The following is a 15,319-nucleotide window of genomic DNA, read 5'->3' on the forward strand; positions in this document are numbered from 1 at the left end:
TGCAAAGGGAATAGCAGGAAAAAAGCGGTTGAAGGAGTTTGGAGATGGAAAACATCAAAGATACTTTCAAAGAAGTTGCCGCTGCTATCTTGCCTGTTACAACCGTAGTCATTATCCTCCAAGTGACGTTGATGCGCCTTCCCCTCGAAGCCCTGCTCCAGTTTTTAGTCGGCGTTGCTTTTGTCAGCATTGGATTTTTTCTGTTCCTATTAGGAGTTACCGCAGGGCTGTTACCCGTTGGCGAATTGATCGGCAAACGGCTGCCCCAGACCAAAAAATCCTGGCTCATCATCGGAACCGGATTCCTTCTCGGTTTAGCGGTAACAATAGCGGAACCGGATGTCCGGGTGCTCGCTAAACAAATCGACCAAGTTTCCGGCGGAGAAATCAGCTCGGGCATATTGGTAATGGCCGTCGCTCTTGGATTAGCCATTTTCGTTGCCGCCGCAATGGTCCGTACAATCTTCAGTATTCCCATCCACTATATGCTGATTGGCGGCTATGCATTGGTCTTCACCTTATCCATATTCGTCCCTGAAGATTTTGTATCGATTTCTTTCGATGCCGGAGGCGTTACTACAGGTCCAATGGCTGTACCTTTCATACTGGCTCTTGGCGTCGGGGTGGCTTCCGTGCTGCGTTCCCCAACCGCTGATTCCAGTGAAGGTTTCGGTTTAATCGGCCTTGCTTCTATTGGCCCCATCCTGGCCATTATGCTTTTAGGGGTGTTATTCCAATGAACATTCATGTGTTTGACGGTTTTTTGGATATCCTCCGCGAAGTCGGTGTTGCGCTCATCCCCTTGTTTATCTTCTTTGCTTTGTTCCAGGTTTTCATGCTTAAATTGCCCAGGCAACGGGTATTTCAAATACTACTTGGCTTTGTTTTAACATTTTTAGGATTGGCTTTTTTCCTGCAGGGAGTCCATGTCGGTTTTTTTCCAATCGGGCAAATGATGGGCGAAACGTTTGGAGAAATGTCTTTCCCGTGGATCATGATCCCGATCGGTTTTATTCTCGGGTTTGTCGCTACTTTTGCAGAACCTGCTGTCAGCATCATGAATGACGAAGTCGACCGGGTAACAGGAGGATACATTTCTGCAAAATTAATGCTGTATACCGTCTCTACAGGTGTAGGAATTTCGGTGGCGTTATCCATGTTCCGGATCCTTTTTGGGATTTCGCTTTGGTACTTCATTATCCCTGGTTATTTGCTTGCCTTTATTTTGACCTTTTATTCGAGAGCCATCTTTATTGCTATAGCGTTCGATTCGGGAGGCGTTTCCACAGGCCCGATGACTGTTACCTTCATTTCCGCAATGGCTGTCGGGGTAGCCTCTGCTACGGCCGGGCGTGACCCGCTAGCTGACGGTTTTGGCCTTATCGCATTAGTAGCACTGACTCCCATTCTGGCAGTGCTTATACTGGGGCTGATTTTCACAAGAAAAGGTGGGGCTGAAAACGATGAATCTGAATCATAGATTGATGATAGCCATTGTAAAACGCGGTCATTCGAGAGCGGTCATCGCGGAAGCTAAAAAAGCGGGGGCGGATGGAGCCACCATTCTTTATGCGGAAGGAATTGGCCGAAATGAGAAACCGACTTTTTTCGGCTTGCCCGCTACGCATGAAAAAGATGTCGTGCTTATTGCTATTGATGGCAGTCTTGAAGATGCCGTCGCTGACGCTGTCTCCCGAGCTGGAAAATTAGGGATTCCAGGTCATGGCCTTGGATTCACAGTCCATTTGAGTAAACTGCTGGGTGTTCGGCATCTGTCGAATCGGATAAATTACGTTAAACCCAAGAAAGGTGAGCGGCCTATGAAATCAATTTCTGAACAATTCCAATTGATTGTTACGATTGTAAACAGCGGCGATTCGGAAAAAGTGGTCGCAGCCGCTGCAAAAGCTGGAGCTGAAGGCGGCACTATCCTGACCGGCAGAGGCACAGGTGTCAATGAACAGAAGAAGTTTATGAATTTCACGATTGATCCGGAGAAAGATATTGTCCTGACACTGATTCCTGAAAGCTATACGGATGCCGTTATCCAAAGCATTGAAGATGCCATCGATCTTTACGCTCCCGGCAGAGGCATCGCTTTTTTGATTGATGTGGAAAAAGTATTCGGCGTCAACCATTCTTCTTTAAATCGGCATAATACGTAAAAGAAGTGCTGGAATCTTTCAATTCCTGCACTTCTTCAGGCTGTCGAGAAACTCTTATTCTCTTTTTTCATTTCGCTCCAGGGCGGACGCTTTTCGCGAGGGGCGGCCTAAGCCTCCTCGCTCGCTGGCGAAACCCGTGTGCTCCTGCATCGCTGCGCTAGCTTCGTCGCAAATGAACGGGGCAAACTGCTTTTGCCCCATTCATTCCCTGCGGGGTCTCAGGACTCGCCCTATTCCCGCAGGAAAGGCATCAGCCAACCATAGTTGGGTGGTGCCTTTGCGACGAAGCGCCTGGCGCTGCAGGAGCACATCTTTGCCCTTCGCCGCCTTCCGCTGCCTTCAGCTCTCTTTTGTCACCTTTAGAGATTCTCTGGAATAGAGAGATGATTCGGAAAGCTCTCGAATGTTTGTACCTGCTCTCCAGATATGGAGCCAACCAGCGGAGACGCCTGCGGGATAGCGAGACAGCCGAGACCCTGCAGGAGCGTAAGCGACGAAGCGGCTTGGCGCTCGCCCGCGGTTGAAAACTTATGCTCCTGCAGCGCTGTGCGCTTCGTCGCAAAGACATGGCCTCACAACCCTCGGCCAATGTCTTCGCAGCTGGTTGGCGGAATATCGGTTAAGGGATGATCACCAATACAAGTTTTACCTTTCTCAACAAGCTGGAGAAGTGCAGGAATCTTTCAATTCCTGCACTTCTTTTATTTCTGTTTACGTAAATTCAAAAATTTTCTTTATTCATTAAGGTAACGGATGAATGAGCTAACGCGTTTCAAGAAAATAATATATTTCGGGATGCCTTGAAATTCTAGACAATAAAAAATACCGGCAAGCTTGTTCAGCTTGCCGGCATTCCGGGTTTTATCAATATGGTCCAGCTTCATGTCCTTTTGCAGCAGCACCTTGCGCCACTTTGTTGGCAGCAGGCTTGCCGTATACTTTAGGATCGCTGTCTTTCATTTCTTCATTCGCTTTAATCTTCTGTTCCATGTTTTCTCGGACACGGCGGCCATAATCTTCATCCGCCTGTGTGAAGTGGTAGATCATTTCTTCCTGGATTCTTGGATCACAAGCAGATAATGCATCTCCCAAGTTGTTGATCAGCTCTTCGCGTTCCCAATCTTCAAAGCTGCGGTAAGTTTCTCCCGCCTGGCCATAATTATTGGTACGGTCAATCGGCTGGCTCACCACTTTGGCATTATTATATGCCGGTTCATGAGGCGGTGCGACTTTCTCGGCTTCCTTCACGCCGCCGAGAACAGATGGCTCGTAATTGATATGCGGATTCGGCACGTGTTCAGATGGGCGATCCATCATACCGCCGTACTGGTTTGTCGCTACACGTTTTTTCGGTGCGTTGACCGGCAGCTGCAAATAGTTAGCCCCTACACGGTAACGCTGCGTATCGGAATACGAGAACGTACGCCCTTGGAGCATCTTGTCGTCTGAAAAGTCGAGCCCATCCACAAGAACCCCAGTACCGAATGCGGCCTGTTCAATTTCTGCATGGTAGTTTTCCGGGTTGCGGTTCAACACCATTTTTCCGACAGGAAGGAATGGGAATTTGTCCTGCGGCCATAGTTTTGTATTATCCAATGGATCGAAATCAAGCTCCGGATGCTCATCATCGCTCATCATCTGAACGAATAATTCCCATTCCGGATAGTCTCCGCGTTCGATTGATTCAAACAAGTCCTGTGTAGCATGCCCAACGTTTTCTGCCTGGATTTCATTGGCTTCTGCCTGCGTCAAGTTGCGGATGCCCTGTTTTGGCTCCCAGTGGTATTTGACGAGAACTGCTTCGCCTTTATTGTTTACCCATTTATACGTGTTTACGCCAGATCCTTGCATATGGCGATACGTTGCCGGGATGCCCCATGGTGAGAACAAGAACGTAATCATATGGGTCGCTTCCGGACTGCGGGCAACAAAGTCGAACATACGCTGCGGATCCGGCACATTTGATACCGGGTCGTTTTTAAATGCATGGATCATGTCTGGAAATTTCATCGCATCACGGATAAAGAAGATTTTAAGGTTGTTCCCTACTAAATCCCAGTTTCCGTCTTCCGTATACATTTTAATTGCAAAACCGCGCGGATCACGTGCAGTTTCAGGAGAATGCCTTGAGCCTGCAACTGTCGAGAAGCGTGCCAGAAGTGGTGTCTGTTTGCCAGCTCCTGAAAATACTTTCGCACGCGTAAACTTTTCTACCGGCTCGTTGCCGACTTTGCCATAAGTTTCAAAATATCCAAATGCACCAGCGCCGCGTGCATGAACAATTCGTTCAGGAATTTCTTCACGGTCGAAATGTGAAATTTTTTCAATGAAATGGTAGTTTTCCAAAGTTGCTGGCCCGCGGTTACCAACCGTCCGTAGATTCTGGTTGTCTTTTACCGGATGCCCTTGGCGGGTCGTCAGCGTTTCTTCGCTTTCGCCTGTCCCCATTTTGTTTTTGAAGTCTTCATTTTTTCCAGTCATGAATATCCTCCTTCACAATAGTCTATCACCCTTTACTGTTCCCATTTTCCAAATAATTAAACATCTTTCACCTTCCATAAACAAAGAGAATCTTTAGTCTATTTTTTCCAGATGGACAAAACCGGAAGAATGTGAAAAACTTGAAGAAGGACTATATAGAGAAAGCAGGGCTTGGAATGAGTGTAACATTGAAAGAAAAAGGGAAACTGGACCCGTTAAAAGTGTTTTTGAAAGTAACTGCCGCTTTTTTGGTTTCCGTCTTCTCTTTTAAAAAAGAACATAAAAAAATTGCGCTGATCGGAGGCAATCTCGGCGAGAAATATGAAGACAACGCTGCTGTTTTCCACGCTTACCTGGTCAATAACCACCGGGATCAGGTAACCGCATACTGGATGTATGATCCGAAGACTTCCTATGCAAAAGATGGCAGCATCCCGAATGCTGTGCCGCTTGGCAGCTTCCGCAACTATCTTCTTTTTTTTAAAGCGGATTACACGTTCCACGGGCATTCATTGATGTATGACATCGCCCCTTCTGTTGACAAGTTTTTATTCCTCAACCGAAAAACGATCATTACCCATGTCAGCCATGGCATTGAAGGCTTCAAAAAAATCCTGATTCAAAAAGAAGACGTACCCTTGCTGAAACGGACCAATTATTTCAACTGTGCTTCTGAATATGAAAAAGAGTTGAAACTGAAAGAATGGAAAATTCCAGAACATAAATTGATCATTACTGGATTGCCTCGTTTTGACCGCTATGCGGAGAATAAGCCGGTCAAAAAAGTCAAGAAAATCCTGATGATGATGACTTGGCGGGAATGGCTGTTTGACTTGAGCGAGGAGGAATTCGTCGAAAGCGCTTATTTCCTCAATACAATCGGCTTGATCAGCCATCCTGGAATCCGTGAATTGATTATCCGAAACGATATGACGATGCAGATTACCCTCCATCCATTTATGAAGAAATTTAAAAAACATTTTACCGGGCTGGCCGATCCGAAAAGCGGCATCGAATTTCTTTCTTCAACCAACCCGTCCATTACACGGGCAATTGAAGAAAACGACATGCTGCTGACAGATATTACCAGCGTGTCATGGGATTTTCTCTATTTGAATAAACCCATCATTTTCAATATGTTCGACCGGGAAGAGTACCTGGAAAAACGCGGCACTTATCTCAGCCTCGAAACGGACTTGTACGGCTATAAAGCCGATACCGTCGAAGAAGTGTATGTTTACTTGAAGAAGATTGTTGAAGAAAACATCACAACAAATGACTGGTATCCGAAAGCCACCCAATACATTGATTATTACGACCACCAGAATTGCAAACGCCTCGCTGAAAAAGTGCTGGGGGTTTAATCGCTTTGAAAAAGCACCTGCCCAAAAATAATTTTGGGCGGGTGCTTTTGTTTCAATGCGGTATTCGTATCTAAGCCATTTCGGTCTCAATAGTTTTTTTCGTTATACTGCTGAATCAGCGATTGGTACAACTCAAAGCTGATATTCCCGCCGCTGACCATAACGACTGCTTTTTTCCCTTTCAACTTTATATTTCCTCTCAGCATGGCTGCCATTGCAGCGGCACCCGATGGCTCTACAACCAGTTTTGTCCGCTCTGCCATAAACGCTACACAATTAGCGATTGCTTCTTCCGAAACCAGCACCAAATCATCAACATAGCGCTGCGTATGCGCGAACGTCAGGTCTCCTGGTTTTTTCGCCATTAACCCGTCTGCAATCGTTTCCACTTTCTCTACTTCTATCGGCTTTCCGTGCTGCAAAGACATGTACATCGCCATTGCACCTTCCGTATTCACACCGATTACTTTCAGCGTCGGTTTGATTTCCTTTAAAGCTGCAGCCACCCCGGAAATCAATCCGCCGCCGCTGACCGGCACAATCACGGCTTCCGTTTCAGGCAAGTCATGCAAAATCTCCAGCCCAATCGTCCCTTGCCCGGCAATCACATAAGGATCTTCGAATGGATGAATCATCGTCCGCCCTTCTACACGATGTAGTTCGAGCGCTTTTTCATACATATCAATCGACGTGGTGCCGTATTCAATGGCCTCGGCTCCGTACTGTATGATGGCATTCTTTTTGCTCGCCACCGGATTTGTCGGCATGACTACTGTAGCGCTTATGCCAAGCTGCTGCGCAGCATAAGCTGTTCCTGCACCATGATTTCCTGCAGAAAATGCGACGATGCCATTTTCCTTTTCCTGTTCGGTCAGATTGGCGATTTTATTGTAGGCGCCTCGGATTTTAAAAGATCCGGTTTTTTGGAGATTTTCAGTTTTCAAGTAAACGTCGTTTCCGGTGAGTTTAGAAAACGTACGGCTCTCCTGCAACGGAGTCGGGACAATCACTCCTGCCAGATTTGCTTGTGCTTGATGGATTTGCTGCAATGTGACGTACATGAGAGAACTCCCTTCTGGTTTAAGGTTTCTGCCTTCATTTCACTTTCCAGCGGAAAAGCAGCTAATTTAAATTTTGCTCCTTCAACTATTGTTTATTTTGCCTGGTTTCATTCTATGTCAAAACTTTCATTCAATTCAATATTTTTATGATATAGTGGCTTTAATGTTTAAAAAAGAAGGCAGATCATTCGCATTCATTAAATCAATCAAATCAGTCTTTAAATAAAGGGTGGATATGATGACTAAAGAATTGTTCTTGGAAGACAGCTATTTGAAAACATGCGAGGCTGAAATAACTTCAATCGATGGAGACAAAGTGGCTTTGAACCAGACTGTTTTCTATCCAGGAGGCGGCGGCCAGGAAGCGGATAGCGGTATATTGATCCAAAACGGACAGAAAGTCCAAGTAACGAAGGTTAAAAAAGAAGGCAAGGAAATCTATCATTATGTCAACACTCCGGAAAAACTGGTTTTGGGGCCGGTGACAGCGACAGTTGACTGGGAACGCCGAGAGAATCTGATGAAGCACCACACTTTGCTGCATGTGATTTCTGCCGTTTTCCATCAACAGCACGATTCCCTTTGCACCGGCAACCAAATTTATCCGGATAAAGCCCGAATCGACCTGACAGGCATCACTGACCTCAGCAGCGAAGAGCTTGATGCGCTGATTGCCAAGGCCAACGAAGAACTTGCACGAAATCATAAAGTGACCGTCCGGACCGTACCGCGGGAAGAAGCGGAAAACATCTCAGGCATGATCAAGACCATCGTCAATTTGATTCCCGGATCGGTGAAAGACATCCGCCTTGTCAAAATCGGGGACATCGACGAGCAGGCCTGCGGCGGCACCCACGTCAATGAAACCGGGAGCGTCGGCCAATTCGTGCTGGATAAAACGAAAAACAAAGGCAAAGGCATTACACGCCTTGAAGTGCATGTCATTTAAAGCACAAATAAAGCAAGCCCTCACTTAACGTGAGAGCTTGCTTTTGATTTTTCCGGGTTATATATGGAGCGTTAATTCAACCGGACAATGATCAGAGCCCCAGATACCTGAATGGATTTTCGCATCCGCCAGTTTAGAAGCCAGTGTCCGGGACGCAATGAAGTAATCAATGCGCCATCCAATATTTTTCTCCCGGCAGTTTGACCGGTACGACCACCAGGAATAACTGCCAGTCTGTTCCGGATAAAAATGGCGGAACGTGTCGACAAAACCGCTGTTCAAAAACTGTGTCATTTTGCCTCGTTCTTCTGGTGTAAACCCGGAATTTTTTAAATTCGATTTCGGGTTTTTCAAATCGATTTCCTGATGGGCTACATTCAAGTCCCCGCATAAAATAACCGGCTTTTGCTGATCCAGGTCTTTTATATAGGAAAGCAGCGCCTCTTCCCAAAGCAGGCGGTAACCGAGGCGCAGCAGCCCATGCTGGGAATTCGGTGTGTAAACCGTCACCACGAAATGCGTTTCGTATTCCAATGTGATGAGGCGCCCTTCCGTATCATGCTCTTCGATCCCCAGCCCGTACTGAACAGACAGCGGCTCTTTTTTCGTAAAAATTGCTGTACCGGAATACCCTTTTTTATGCGCATAATTCCAATAGGTATGATAACCCGGAAGATCCATTTCAATCTGGCCTTCCTGCAGTTTTATTTCCTGGAGGCAAAACACATCTGCATCCACGGCTGCAAAAAATTCCATAAACCCTTTTTTCATAACGGCCCGCAAGCCGTTGACGTTCCATGAGATAAGCTTCAAAACCTGTCCCTACTTTCTATCTGATAGCTTCAGTCTACTTGAAAATCCGGTTCTGCTCAAACAGAGCGGTCTGTTCCGTAATCAAAATCCATAAAAGTCGACAGCCTGCTTGGCGGCTGGAGAAAATACAGTTTCACTTTATTGCCATCTCTAATAAAATTATGTAAACTTTCAGTGAATTTTAAAAATACAGCATCATTTTTTCCGGTCTTCTTGTACAATGAATTTATATGGCGCTTAAGGGGATAGAGACATGAAAAAATTCACGAAAGAAGAGAAAAGCTGGGCATTTTATGACTGGGGAAGCTCCGCCTATTCCATCATCATCACGACGGCTGTTTTTCCACTGTATTATAAAAATGCGGCGACTGAAGCCGGTGTCAGTTTGTCTGATTCCACCGCTTATCTGGGATACACCATCGCCATTTTCACCTTTATTCTGGCGTTGATCGGCCCTATTTTGGGAACGCTTGCCGATTATGAAGGCATGAAACGCAAGTTTTTCACCTCATTCTTCCTGCTTGGCACCATTTCAACGGCGATGCTGGCTTTTGTTCCGAGCGATAATTGGCTGATGCTATTGGTATGCTTTACCTTTGCGGCTCTTGGTGCTACCGGCGCGAATGTCTTTTACGATGCTTTTATCGTCGATGTGACGACGGAAAAACGGATGAACAACGTTTCCGCATTTGGATATGGCCTCGGTTATATCGGGTCGACAATCCCGTTCATCCTGGCGATTGCCATTATTCTGCTGGCAAGCAATGGCGTGCTACCCATTTCCACCATTAACGCGAGCCGCATCGCATTTTTGATTACGGCCCTTTGGTGGGTATCGTTCTCGATTCCGCTGTTCCGCAATGTCCGCCAGCGCTATTTTATCGAGAAAGAACCGAACCCTGTTTCACAAAGCTTCAAGCGCTTGAGTAAAACAATCCGTGAAATTCGCCAGTACCGTGCGCTGTTCTTGTTTTTATTGGCTTACTTTTTCTATATTGACGGTGTCGGCACCATCATTTCGATGTCCACGGCCTACGGAACGGATCTGGGACTGTCATCAACCAGTCTGCTGATTGTTTTATTCGCCACTCAAGTAGTGGCCGCACCTTTTGCCATTTTATACGGCCGCTTGTCTGAACGGTTCACCGGCAAAAAAATGCTGTATGTCGGTATCTGCGTGTACATCGTCGTCTGTATTTATGCATTCTTTTTGGAAACCATCGTCGATTTCTGGATTCTGGCGATGCTGGTCGCCACCAGCCAAGGCGGCATCCAGGCGCTCAGCCGGTCGTATTTTGGCAAGCTGGTGCCAAAAGAAAACTCCAACGAATTTTTCGGGTTCTACAATATCTTCGGCAAATTCGCCGCTATTCTGGGGCCGCTCCTTGTAGCCGTGACTTCCCAAGTGACGGGGAATTCGAGCATGGGGGTTTTCAGCCTCGTCATCTTGTTCGTCATCGGCCTCATCATCTTGTCGCGGGTTCCTGAACCGGTGCCACATGCTCCAGTCGACGAAGTAGCTCCTGAATAATTAAGAAAGCTGATCCGGCGGTTGCCGGGTCAGCTTTTTTGTTGGTTGGGCATATTTGAGCTGGAGTTGGGCATAAAGTAAATTCGTATCTTTCAAATTCCATATTCGCCGCTTCAGGCGGCTTTAAATATTTATTATAGGAAGAAGTATAGCTAGACGGCATCTCGCGTGCTATGGTTTTACTTAAAAAATGGAGGAATGGCTTTGATACTGAAACCGAGAGGGACGTCGCTCGAAAGGGAGCGGCTTGAAGTGCTGCTCCGGCGGCTGCCAAGGACTCATGCTTTATACAAAGAAGTAAAAGAGGATTTTTACAACGACTCCGCCGGAATTGGCGGTGAACAGCGCTTCGATGATTACGTGGCCGCCAGCCGATTGCCGTTCCCTCATATTTTTCTGCACAATGTCTCTTTAAAATCTTTACTGCCTTTTCAACTGGATTCCTTGATGATTACCCCTTGGTGCATTTATGTGTTTGAAGTCAAGAACATGTCGGGGCGCCTTCGTTTCGAACAATCGCCATTGCAGCTCATCCAAACCAAAGAAGACGGCACCATTATCGGGCGCAAAAGCCCCATCGAGCAAATCGACACCAACGAGTGGCTGCTCGAAGAATGGCTTCGTGCTTCAGGCGTTCATTTGCCTCTGCGCTCCGTTCTCGTGCTCTCCTACCCAAAACAAATCCCTGAAAATGTCCCTGCTACCCATACCGTCCTCTTTTCCCATCAGCTTCCGATGTTTCTTAATAAAATCAAAAGTGAAAAAGAAATTTTAGATTTTATTGAAATGACCGGGCTGGCAAATGAAATTCTGGCTGCTCATTCTTACTATGTTCCAAAACCCATCTGTTCCAATCCCGCTTATCCGATTCAGGCGATGATCCGAGGCGTCTGGTGCGCCGCATGCGACCGGATCGGCATGAAAAGGAAATACGGCACCTGGCATTGTCCAAGTTGCGGTGAATCTGACAAGAATGCCCATATCCAGAGCATCAAGGATTGGCATCAGTTGACGGGGAAACCGATGACAAATAAGATTTGCCGGGAATTTTTGCAGATAGAAGACCGCCGTTTGACGACAAGGCTGTTAACGGAGATGAATCTAATAAAACAAGGGCACTTAAAAGGGACAAACTACGTATTTTAGGCGAGTTGGGCATAGTCTGGTTGAAGTTGGGCATAAACCATTGAAAGTTGGGCATAACCATGTCTGAGTTGGGCATAAACCGCTGTAAGTTGGGCATATTTTCAAAATCTCTCCATGAAAAAGCCAGACGGCCGTTGGATAACGGCTGTCTGGCTTTTAACTTCTTATTTATTGCTCTTATCCGTCTCTTTGGAAACAACTGTTGCTCCACCGGATGCGTTTGTAATAACATCCGCTTCGCCCAATTCCACGACTTCAATAGAGCCTTTATCTTGAGCTGCTTCTTTTTCAGCTTTTTTCATTTCTTTTTCAGCTTGTTTTTCAGCTTTTTCATGCTCTTTTTGCGCTTTTTCTTCAGCTTTTGCTTCTTGCTTTACTGCTTTTTCCTGCTTTTTCAGTTCTTTGCTTTCCTGCATCTCTTGGCGTTTTGCTTTTAAATTATCTACTGTGCCACTGGTTTTTTCCTTTACCTGGCCAACTGTTCCTTTGGCTTTTTCAGTCACGCCGCTGGTCTTTTCTTTTACTTGGCCTAATGTGCCTTTTGCTTTTTCAGTTACGCCGCCAAGTTTTTCTTTCGTGCCGGAAGTTTTTTCTTTAACCACTGCCTGCATTTCTTTACCGCTCTTCGGAGTCAGTAGAAGTCCTGCAGCTGCGCCGACGATTGCGCCTGTTGCGGCACCTTTAATGAATGAGCTGCTGGTAATTCCGCCGCTCGGGGCCGGAGCAGGAATCTTGCCGCTTCGAACCAAACGTTCTTCCACTTCTTCTACAATCTCTTCTAATGTTCGGCCTTTTGCTTCGACTAGAGGGACATTCATGTGAAAATCAGCTAAATCCTCTTTGTCTCTGACCACTACACAGTCATAGTCCATCGATTCTGTTTTGTCATCCAGCATTTCAGCTTCATAGCCTCTTTTTTCAAGTGCGTCTTTTACGGATGTAAACGGTTCTTCTACTGCAATTTTCACCATATTCTTGTCCACTCCCTTTTCAAATTGTGTTTATGTACTTATTTCCCCTACTTTGACCTACAATAAACGCCAACTTGGGAATGAAATATTTTTAATGTATTTGTAATATTCTTTTTTCTTTCTCCAATTTCCTGGCAATCACTGCTCCCAGTAAGGCGCCAGATAAACTGGAGACCAAAAATGGCGGCAAAAAGAAGAACGCGGCCAGGTCAGTGCCCATTAAAATATGAGCATAAGGCACTGCCACAAATGAAGCGATGATGCCTGTGCCGATTATTTCCCCTATGGCTGCAAGCCATATCTTCCCGAATTTTGCATACATCAGCCCGGCAACCAGCGCGCCAAACATGCCTCCAGGAAAAGCCAGCAATGACCCGGTCCCTGTCAATATCCGGACAATCGCTGTTAGAAACGCTATCAACAATGCCGGACCCGGACCGAGCAGCACCGCTGCAATCACATTGATCGCATGCTGGATTGGGTAGGCGCGCGCAATGCCGACAGGAAAAGAAACGAATGCTGAACCGGCAACACACAGGGCGACGAACATGGCGATCAGCATCATTTTGCGGGTTTTCATTTTCCGGCACCTGCCTTTAAATTGGTTTTAAAGCGAATGACTTGCGAGGCGATATTTTCAGCTTGGGCAATTGAAGAAATCACTGCCACTCCGTCAGCTCCCGCCGACCAGACTTGTGCCGCATTGTCCGGAGTGATGCCTCCGATTCCGATTACCGGAAGTTCCGGATGCAGCTTTTTCACTGCTGCGATGCCGGATACTCCTGCCGGGCTTTTGGCATCCTCTTTTGTTTGCGTATTAAAGACCGGTCCCATTCCTACATAGTCGGCACCGCTGTCTATGGCGTTCTTGGCTTCTGTCAATGAATGCACCGATACCCCAAGGATTTTATCCGCCCCCATTATGCGGCGGACCTTAGTTGCTGCCGCATCTTGCTGCCCGACATGGATTCCATCCGCATCAATCGCCTGTGCAAGTTCTATGTGGTCATTCACGATAAACGGCACGTCATACTGGCGACAGAGCCATTTGCATTCAATCGCAAATTTCATCAACGCATCTCCCGTGAGTGCGCCCGATCCTTTTTCCCTCAATTGAAAATGATTGATTCCTCCTGCCAGTGCCTGTTCCAAAACCATCAGCGGTTCGCGGCCGGCTGTATTTTGCGTTCCCATGATGAAATAGATTGAAGGTTTATCGAACAACTTCGACATGATGGACGCCTCCCTTCCGGCGCTGAATGTTTTGATAAGCCGCATGGTTGGTCGGTCCATGCCCGGCACCGATGTGAAGCTCTTCACTGAGAGCAGCCTGGATAAATTGCTTTGCGGTGTAAATGGCCTCGTACAGCGACTGGCCTTTTGCCAATCCCGCTGTCAAAGCGGCCGCAAATGTGCAGCCGGTTCCATGCGTTTGGGCCGTAGAAATTCGAGGGGAACGGAAAAGAAGTTCTTCCCCGTTTTGATTCAGATAAAAGTCTTCCGCCATATGGGGATCTGTGCCGTGGCCCCCTTTAATGACGACGGAATCAGCGCCAAATGACAAAATCTTTGCTGCCGCTTGCCGCCGCGAAACTGTATCTTCAACCTCCATGCCGCTGATCACTTCCGCTTCCGGGATATTCGGCGTTACAACGAGCGCCAGCGGCAGTAAATGCTCTTTTAAGGCTTCAACCGCTGCCTGCTGCAGAAGACTTGCTCCTCCTTTGGCGATCATCACCGGATCCACCACGACGTTTTTCCAGCCGAACTGGCGAATGCCAGATGCCGTCTCTCCAATGATTTCCGCATCAAACAGCATGCCTGTTTTCAGTGCAGCGATATCAAAGTCCTCACCTACCGCAATCAGCTGTGCCTTCACAGCCTCCGGCGCCATCGGATAAATCTCCGAAACGCCAAGTGTATTCTGGGCAGTCACCGCAGTAACCACTGATGTCGAATAAACCCCGAGTTCCTGAAACGTCTTAATATCGGCCTGGATGCCCGCCCCTCCTCCAGAATCAGAGCCGGCAATGGTCAGTACTTGTGGAATCATCGTGGCACACCTTCCTTTTGACGGATTACACCGTCAATATCATTTTGTCCCATGGCATTTAATTGATTTAAGAAAGCGGTTTGGAAATCCCCCGGAAGTTCTGAATGCTCGCTTGCCTGTTCACCAACGATGGCATAATAGCGCATGGATGCTGCCGCCGCTTCAAAGCTGTCTTCTGGATGCACTGTGAGAAACGCCGCCACGACGCTGCTGAGCAAGCAGCCGGTTCCCGTGACAGAAGCCATGACCCTATGGCCGAACGGTATTTCAGCCAGCCGTTTTCCATCAGTGATAATATCCAGTTCCCCGGATACCGCAACAATCAATTTCAATCTCTTCGCTGTATTCCGGGCCAGTTCATGGATATCCGCTTCGCCTTCGCCGGCATCGACTCCTTTAGCCTGCCAGTCGGCTCCAGCAATAGCCGCGAGTTCACCGGCATTGCAGCGCAGAACCGCGACGTCCACTTCCGCCAGAATTTTATTGACGGCAGCTGCCCGAAACGCCGTTGCCCCCACTCCGACCGGGTCCAACACGACCGGCACTCCCAGCTCGTTGGCCTTTTTCCCGGCAATCAGCATGCTGTTCAGGCTCTGGCTGTTCAATGTTCCGATATTGAGCGACACGGCATCCGCCAAAGCAGCCAGCTCGGCAGCTTCTTCCGGCGCTTCGCCCATGATGGGAGAGGCACCGAGTGCAAGCAGCCCATTGGACTGGAAATTCGACACAACGTGATTGGTGATGCAATGGATGATCGGTTTTTCTGAACGCAGTTTTTCCAGCAT

Annotated in this window: 15 protein-coding genes; 7 read left to right on the forward strand and 8 right to left on the reverse strand. The window is 47.3% G+C overall.

Annotation, left to right across the window (positions count from 1 at the left end):
• The first annotated feature begins 44 nt into the window (after positions 1–44).
• From ACSFXN_RS03205 to ACSFXN_RS03215, 3 genes are read left to right on the forward strand one after another with little or no spacing between them, the layout of a single operon-like run.
• Positions 45–740, forward strand: coding sequence for a DUF1538 domain-containing protein (locus ACSFXN_RS03205; protein ID WP_437148747.1), 696 nt, complete (start codon positions 45–47; stop codon positions 738–740).
• The gene (locus ACSFXN_RS03210) at positions 737–1,480 is read left to right on the forward strand and encodes a DUF1538 domain-containing protein (RefSeq protein ID WP_437148748.1); all 744 of its coding nucleotides are present in this window, start codon (positions 737–739) and stop codon (positions 1,478–1,480) included. Before ACSFXN_RS03205 ends, ACSFXN_RS03210 begins: the two co-directional genes overlap by 4 nt.
• Positions 1,464–2,165: a P-II family nitrogen regulator gene (locus ACSFXN_RS03215; protein ID WP_437148749.1), complete on the forward strand. Its 702-nt coding sequence runs from the start codon at positions 1,464–1,466 to the stop codon at positions 2,163–2,165. Before ACSFXN_RS03210 ends, ACSFXN_RS03215 begins: the two co-directional genes overlap by 17 nt.
• Positions 2,166–3,029: 864 nt before the next feature.
• Here the strand turns inward: ACSFXN_RS03215 and ACSFXN_RS03220 are convergent.
• Positions 3,030–4,646, reverse strand: a complete 1,617-nt coding sequence (locus ACSFXN_RS03220) for a catalase (RefSeq protein ID WP_437148750.1) — start codon at positions 4,644–4,646, stop codon at positions 3,030–3,032.
• A 176-nt stretch (positions 4,647–4,822) separates the two neighbouring features.
• On the opposite strand from ACSFXN_RS03220, the gene ACSFXN_RS03225 reads away from it, so the two are divergent.
• The gene (locus tag ACSFXN_RS03225) at positions 4,823–6,010 is read left to right on the forward strand and encodes a CDP-glycerol glycerophosphotransferase family protein (RefSeq protein ID WP_437148751.1); all 1,188 of its coding nucleotides are present in this window, start codon (positions 4,823–4,825) and stop codon (positions 6,008–6,010) included.
• Between the two features lie 86 nt (positions 6,011–6,096).
• Here ACSFXN_RS03225 and ilvA read toward each other — a convergent pair whose 3' ends face one another.
• Complete coding sequence (gene ilvA / locus ACSFXN_RS03230) at positions 6,097–7,071, reverse strand: threonine ammonia-lyase (RefSeq protein WP_437148752.1); 975 nt, start codon at positions 7,069–7,071, stop codon at positions 6,097–6,099.
• Between the two features lie 238 nt (positions 7,072–7,309).
• On the opposite strand from ilvA, the gene ACSFXN_RS03235 reads away from it, so the two are divergent.
• Entirely contained in the window at positions 7,310–8,020 is a 711-nt protein-coding gene (locus ACSFXN_RS03235) for an alanyl-tRNA editing protein (RefSeq protein ID WP_437148753.1), read from the forward strand.
• A 57-nt stretch (positions 8,021–8,077) separates the two neighbouring features.
• On the opposite strand, the gene ACSFXN_RS03240 is transcribed toward ACSFXN_RS03235, so the two are convergent.
• The gene (locus ACSFXN_RS03240) at positions 8,078–8,833 is read right to left on the reverse strand and encodes an exodeoxyribonuclease III (RefSeq protein ID WP_437148754.1); all 756 of its coding nucleotides are present in this window, start codon (positions 8,831–8,833) and stop codon (positions 8,078–8,080) included.
• Between the two features lie 253 nt (positions 8,834–9,086).
• Here ACSFXN_RS03240 and ACSFXN_RS03245 point away from each other — a divergent pair, with 253 nt between their 5' ends.
• The gene (locus tag ACSFXN_RS03245) at positions 9,087–10,364 is read left to right on the forward strand and encodes an MFS transporter (protein ID WP_437148755.1); all 1,278 of its coding nucleotides are present in this window, start codon (positions 9,087–9,089) and stop codon (positions 10,362–10,364) included.
• A 204-nt stretch (positions 10,365–10,568) separates the two neighbouring features.
• Complete coding sequence (locus ACSFXN_RS03250; RefSeq protein ID WP_437148756.1) at positions 10,569–11,510, forward strand: nuclease-related domain-containing protein; 942 nt, start codon at positions 10,569–10,571, stop codon at positions 11,508–11,510.
• A gap of 164 nt (positions 11,511–11,674) precedes the next feature.
• On the opposite strand, the gene ACSFXN_RS03255 is transcribed toward ACSFXN_RS03250, so the two are convergent.
• From ACSFXN_RS03255 to thiM, 5 genes are all read right to left on the reverse strand, one after another.
• Positions 11,675–12,481 (reverse strand): YkuS family protein, encoded by an 807-nt coding sequence (locus ACSFXN_RS03255; RefSeq protein ID WP_437148757.1) that lies wholly within the window; start codon positions 12,479–12,481, stop codon positions 11,675–11,677.
• Between the two features lie 91 nt (positions 12,482–12,572).
• The gene (gene thiW / locus ACSFXN_RS03260; protein ID WP_437148758.1) at positions 12,573–13,061 is read right to left on the reverse strand and encodes an energy coupling factor transporter S component ThiW; all 489 of its coding nucleotides are present in this window, start codon (positions 13,059–13,061) and stop codon (positions 12,573–12,575) included.
• Entirely contained in the window at positions 13,058–13,714 is a 657-nt protein-coding gene (thiE, locus tag ACSFXN_RS03265) for a thiamine phosphate synthase (RefSeq protein ID WP_437148759.1), read from the reverse strand. Before thiE ends, thiW begins: the two co-directional genes overlap by 4 nt.
• On the reverse strand, positions 13,695–14,534 hold the full coding sequence (thiD, locus tag ACSFXN_RS03270) for a bifunctional hydroxymethylpyrimidine kinase/phosphomethylpyrimidine kinase (protein WP_437148760.1): 840 nt from the start codon (positions 14,532–14,534) through the stop codon (positions 13,695–13,697). The genes thiE and thiD overlap by 20 nt, the downstream gene beginning before the upstream one ends.
• Positions 14,531–15,319: a hydroxyethylthiazole kinase gene (gene thiM, locus ACSFXN_RS03275; RefSeq protein WP_437148761.1), complete on the reverse strand. Its 789-nt coding sequence runs from the start codon at positions 15,317–15,319 to the stop codon at positions 14,531–14,533. The genes thiD and thiM overlap by 4 nt, the downstream gene beginning before the upstream one ends.

Origin of the sequence: Planococcus sp. 1R117A, assembly GCF_051417975.1 — a bacterium.
GTDB classification, from domain to species: Bacteria; Bacillota; Bacilli; order Bacillales_A; family Planococcaceae; genus Planococcus; species Planococcus shenhongbingii.